The following is a 5,058-nucleotide window of genomic DNA, read 5'->3' as shown; positions in this document are numbered from 1 at the left end:
CCACCGCCCCCACCCGGCTCGCCGGCACAGCGCCGTTTTTCGTCGTGCTGAATGCCGGCTCTGGGCGCGACAGCGCGGACGACAAGCGCGCCGCCATCGATGAGGTTTGGGGCAAGGCGGGACGCCGCTACGAGATCCGCACGGTCAGCGACCCAGGCGAACTCCCCGGCGCAGCTGAATGGGCGGTGGGCAAGGCTCGCGAACACGGCGGGATCGTGGCTGCGGCGGGTGGCGACGGCACGCTCAACGCGGTCACCCAAGCCGTGCTCGGCGCCGGCTTGCCTTTCGCCATTCTCCCGCAGGGCACGTTCAACTACTTCGGCCGGACCTACGGCATTCCAGCAGATACCGCGCGGGCCGCCACGGCGCTGCTCGATGCGCGGATCGAGCCCGTGCAGGTGGGCCTGCTCAATGGCCGCGCCTTCTTGGTCAATGCAAGCCTGGGCCTTTACCCGCAGCTGTTGGAAGACCGGGAGGCCTACAAGCAGCGTTATGGCCGCAGCCGCGCCGTGGCGCTGTTTTCGGGCTTGATCACCCTGCTCCAACAGCCTCGCCAGCTGCACCTGGAACTGGTACGGGATGGTGCGACGCACCGCCTTCGCACCCCGACGCTGGTGGTCGGGAATAACGCCTTGCAATTGGAACAATTGGGCTTCGACGAGGTGGATACGCTGAAACGGGGCGAATTGGTCGCAATGAGCCCCAAGCCCGTCGGCACCCTGGCCTTATATTGGATGATCCTACTCGGCGCCCTGAGCCGCCTGGGCGAAGCCGAAAACGTCATCAGCTTCGGGTTCCACCGCCTGATCGTCCAGCCTCGCCGGAGCCGAGGCGGGCGCTACAAAGTCGCCATGGACGGCGAAGTCTCTCTCCTGGACGCACCATTGGTCTTTGAGATCAGCAAGCACCCGCTGCCTCTGCTGGTGCCACGCCACGTCGATCCCGCAGACCGCAAATGACCGTCATCCTGCATGTCAGCGATACCCATTTCGGCACCGAACAGCAAAGCGTCGCTGAGGCGCTGCTGGCCCTCGCCCGGACGGCCCGGCCCGAAGTGGTTCTGCTTGGCGGCGACATCACGCAGCGGGCGCGCGGGTCACAGTTCGACCGCGCGCGCCGCTTCGCGGACGCCCTGGGCGCACCGGTACTTGCGGTACCCGGCAACCACGACATTCCCCTGTTCAACCTCGCGGTACGGGTGCTCGACCCCTACGGCCCGTATCGGCGGGCGTTCGGCAGCAATCGCGAACCCGTTCACGCATCCGATACCGTCCTCGCGATAGGGGTCGACTCCACCCGCGCCTACCGGCACAAGCACGGAACGGTGTCGGAACGGCAGGTCAGGCGTGTGTCGGAATGGCTGTCGGGTGCACGGCCTGAACAAATCAGGATCATATTGATGCATCATCCGGTCGTCGCCAAGGAGGAGCGAGACAACGCCAACTTGGCCCGCGGACACGAATACGCCGTCCGGGCGTGGACCCAGGCCGGCGCGGATCTCATCCTGGGCGGACACATCCATTTGCCCTATGTCGCCGCCCTGCCCACCGACCGGGACGCGCCCACCGCCTGGGCAGTGCAGGCGGGCACCGCCATATCGGTCCGCAGGCGGGGCGGCCTGCCGAACTCGGTGAATCTGCTGCACTGGCAGCCTGGCGCGGCCCGGCCCGCAAGCTGCCTAGTCGAGCGCTGGGATTTCATCGCCCGGCGGGCCCGTTTCGAACCTACGGCGGAAGCACGATTGGCACTCGCGCGGGATTGATGGTTTGATCACCCAATGACGACTCTGGAATGGATCGCCGGAAAGTACGCGGGCATTGCCTTTCTCGCATGGCTGGCCGGCGCCTGCGCGCTCGGCTGGTCCGTCGGCCGCCTGCTCGACGAGCGCACTGCCGATCCGGCCCGCCGCGGACGGCGCCTGGCGGGGCTTGCAGCGACCGGCATCGTGCTATTCGGCATCATCGCGACCCTCGTCGTCACCGAATCGCGACTCGTCGCCCTGGACAATACACTGGCCGAGACGCTCTCCAACCACGCATCTGCCTCCTGGCTGCGCGCGCTCGCCACCTTGACGGTGGCGGGGGATCGCGATTTTCTCCTGGTCCTGGGCGCCTTCGTGTTGACCGGCCTGTTGTGGCGACGGCGCTGGGTCGACGCCTCCTTATGGCTATCCGGCACCTTGGGAGCGGCCGGCCTGAACGTCTTGCTCAAAGGGATTTTCCAGCGGGTCCGCCCGGAACACCTGCACGGGTTCGCGCAAGAGCTGGGATGGAGCTTTCCAAGCGGCCATGCCACGGGAGCCATGGCCGTCTATGGCCTATCTGCCTATTTGGTGGCTGATGCGTTGCCGGGCCCGTGGCGGCGATCGGTTGCCGTGGCCGCTACGGCGTTGATCGCCAGCATTGGCTATAGCCGCGTGATGCTCCAGGTGCATTTCCTGAGCGACGTCCTGGCGGCCTTCGCCGTCACCGGGGCATGGATCACGCTATGCATCGCGCTCCGGGAACGCGTCCTCGCGATGCCGCCGAGCAGGTCGGCAACGCATTCCCGCTAGCGGCGGGCCAAGCCGCGATAGGCATCTTCGACGGCTTCCCGCCCGTATTTGCGCTCCAGCCGTCGTACGGTGAAATGCCCGCGCCCCATGTCCTGGAAATGATCGATGAACAGCGCATTGATCGCGCCGCCGCCCAAGGCCCCGATCACCGGAACGGCCTGGGCCAACGCCTTCTCTGAAACGGCAATGGAGAAACGGGAAGCGATCTCGGAAATGAGTTTCACCAGCACGGGCGCGCTGCCCTTGGCAGCGCCATGCTGGGCGAGATACTGGCTTGCCGAGGCAATCGCCTGGGCCAGGGCCGCGCGCGAAGCGAAATAGCCGGCGTCGGTCGCGTCATCGTCTTGCGACGACCCGCCGAGCGCCAGCACGTGCAGGCATTCCAACCGCGCTTCCGGACGCGTCAGGTCTTCTCCCTGGCTGCGTGCGATGTCGGCAATGGACCGCAGCATGATGGTGGTCGAAATCGGCAACTCCACTGCCAATCCCGCCATGCCAAGAGCGCCGCCCGCGGCGCCGGACGCGCCGACGGCAAACTTGTGCCACCAATCGGACGCCGGGCCTGGTTTGCCTGCATCCATCGTCAGCAACGCCATGTCTAGCGCCTTGCCGATCGCGCGCCGGCTGATCTCGTCGATCACGGACGAGACCTTGCCGGGCAATGCGGCGATCGTTCGCTCGATGGGCTTGCCTGCGAGCGCCGCAATGCGGGCCGCGAGCCCCGGGTGTTCGAGCAAACGTTTGGCACGGGCCAAGTCTTGCAAGTCAGAATCAGATAGCTGCATGGCGATTCCCGAATCGTGGGCCGACGAAAAGCGAACGTCCGCGAGCCCATGTTAAACAAAAACCACCTAGCCGGCCCGGAAGGCTAAAGCGGTTCCCCAATGCGTCAGGGGGCGCTACAATCATTGACCGGTCAATGATTCCCCCTCCTCATGTCGACGCTCCCACAGCATTCCGAAGGCCAGGTCCTGCCGTTCCGGCAATCGCTGATGGCGGTCCTTGGCATGTGCTTCGTCATGACGATGGTCGCCATTGACCAAACCGTAGTGGGAACGGCGCTACCCACCATCGTGGCCGAACTGGATGGCTTCGATCTCTATGCCTGGGTCGCCACGGCCTATCTACTGCCCTCTGTCATCACGATCCCCATCTTCGGCAGGCTGGGGGACTATTACGGCCGCAAGCCGTTCGTCATCGCGGCCATCTTCGTTTTCACCGTGGCATCGCTGCTCTGCGGTGCGGCTTCGAGCATGCTGTGGCTGGTGCTGGCCCGCGGATTACAAGGCATAGGCGGCGGCATGCTGATCGGATGCGCATTCGCCTGCATCCCCGATCTCTTCCCCGAGCCCCGAGTACGGCTTCGCTGGCAGGTCATCGTCAGTTCGGCATTCGGGATCGCCAACGCCGTCGGCCCGTCGCTGGGCGGGATCATGACCGAGCAGTACGGATGGCGCTCAGTGTTCTTCGTCAACCTGCCGGTAGGGGTGCTCGGCATTTTCTTCGTGGCTCGCTTTCTGCCACGCATCCGCCACTACTCGGCAGAGAAGATCCAACTCGATTGGCAGGGCGCGCTGTTGATCGCGCTTGCGCTCGGGTGCCTGCAGATGGTCGTGGAATTGCTGCCCAAAGGGGGCTCGCCCGTCACCGTCCTGCTGCTCGGTGCCGGCAGCATCGCCGCATTCGCCGGCCTCTACGTGTGGGAAGGGCGTTGCCCTCAGCCATTGCTGCCCATCGACATGATCCGCAATCCGGCGCTGGCCGTGCTCTTCGTGCTGGCGATGCTGGTCGGCTTCATCATCTTCGCGCTGATGTTCTACGCGCCGTTGCTGCTGCAAGGCGGCTTCGGCCTGTCCCCCCAGGAAGCAGGCCTGCTCATTACGCCCATGGCAGCCTGCATTACGGTGGGCAGCATTCTGAACGGCCGCATCATCAGCCATATCGACAAGCCCAACCGCATGCTGTACGCGGGCTTCGGAACCCTCACGGCAGCGTGCCTGGGCATCGTGACGACCCACCACGACACCCCGCACGTCCTGTTCGGCTTTTACATGTTCCTCGCAGGCGTAGGCATAGGCTTTACCATGCCCAACCTCACGATATTCGCGCAGCATTCCGCCGACCGCACGCTGCTGGGCATTGCCACCGCCACCCTGCAATCGACGCGCATGGTGGGAGGGATGCTGGGAACGGCCATTGTGGGCACCATCGTATCGCACAGCTATCTGTGGCGCGTGACGGACGTGCTGCGATCGGAAAACGCCCTGCAATGGCTGCCGCAACTGCGCAATCCGCAAGTGCTGGTAGACCCCGAAGCGCAGCAAACGCTCGCCGCCCAGCTCTCCCAACACGGCAGCCAGGCAAGCGAGCTGCTCGAGCACGTCCGCGAAGCCTTGGTTGCAGGCTGTCAAATGCAAAGTAATTTTGAGCCACAAAGCGCGTAGGCGCGCATTTGAAATCTGAGCCACCACTGGTGTTTACGGGTTCGGTGCGGGCGGAAAGAG

The 5,058-nt window shown here is 64.9% G+C and carries 5 protein-coding genes; 4 read left to right on the top strand and 1 reads right to left on the bottom strand.

Annotated elements, in window-relative coordinates; translation table 11 throughout:
- The 3 genes from IRZ12_RS15390 to IRZ12_RS15380 form a co-directional block, all read left to right on the top strand.
- The coding region (locus IRZ12_RS15390; protein ID WP_296470210.1) for a diacylglycerol kinase family protein at positions 1-959 on the top strand (959 nt) is incomplete at its 5' end.
- Positions 956-1,762 carry a metallophosphoesterase gene (locus tag IRZ12_RS15385; protein WP_296470207.1) on the top strand — a complete coding sequence of 269 codons (807 nt, stop codon included), beginning with the start codon at positions 956-958 and terminating at the stop codon, positions 1,760-1,762. The genes IRZ12_RS15390 and IRZ12_RS15385, both read left to right, overlap by 4 nt.
- A gap of 15 nt (positions 1,763-1,777) precedes the next feature.
- Complete coding sequence (locus tag IRZ12_RS15380; protein ID WP_296470204.1) at positions 1,778-2,554, top strand: phosphatase PAP2 family protein; 777 nt, start codon at positions 1,778-1,780, stop codon at positions 2,552-2,554.
- On the opposite strand, the gene IRZ12_RS15375 is transcribed toward IRZ12_RS15380, so the two are convergent.
- Positions 2,551-3,339, bottom strand: coding sequence for an EcsC family protein (locus tag IRZ12_RS15375; RefSeq protein ID WP_296470201.1), 789 nt, complete (start codon positions 3,337-3,339; stop codon positions 2,551-2,553). The two genes, IRZ12_RS15380 and IRZ12_RS15375, sit on opposite strands and share 4 nt — an antisense overlap.
- A 150-nt stretch (positions 3,340-3,489) precedes the next feature.
- Here IRZ12_RS15375 and IRZ12_RS15370 point away from each other — a divergent pair, with 150 nt between their 5' ends.
- Positions 3,490-4,998 carry an MDR family MFS transporter gene (locus tag IRZ12_RS15370; RefSeq protein WP_296470198.1) on the top strand — a complete coding sequence of 503 codons (1,509 nt, stop codon included), beginning with the start codon at positions 3,490-3,492 and terminating at the stop codon, positions 4,996-4,998.
- The last annotated feature ends 60 nt before the right edge of the window (positions 4,999-5,058 follow it).

Source organism: Pigmentiphaga sp. (assembly GCF_019689535.1).
In the GTDB taxonomy this organism is placed as follows: Bacteria; Pseudomonadota; Gammaproteobacteria; order Burkholderiales; family Burkholderiaceae_B; genus Pigmentiphaga.
Note: the sequence above shows the minus strand (reverse complement) of the source record. Positions and strands in the feature narration are given on the sequence as shown.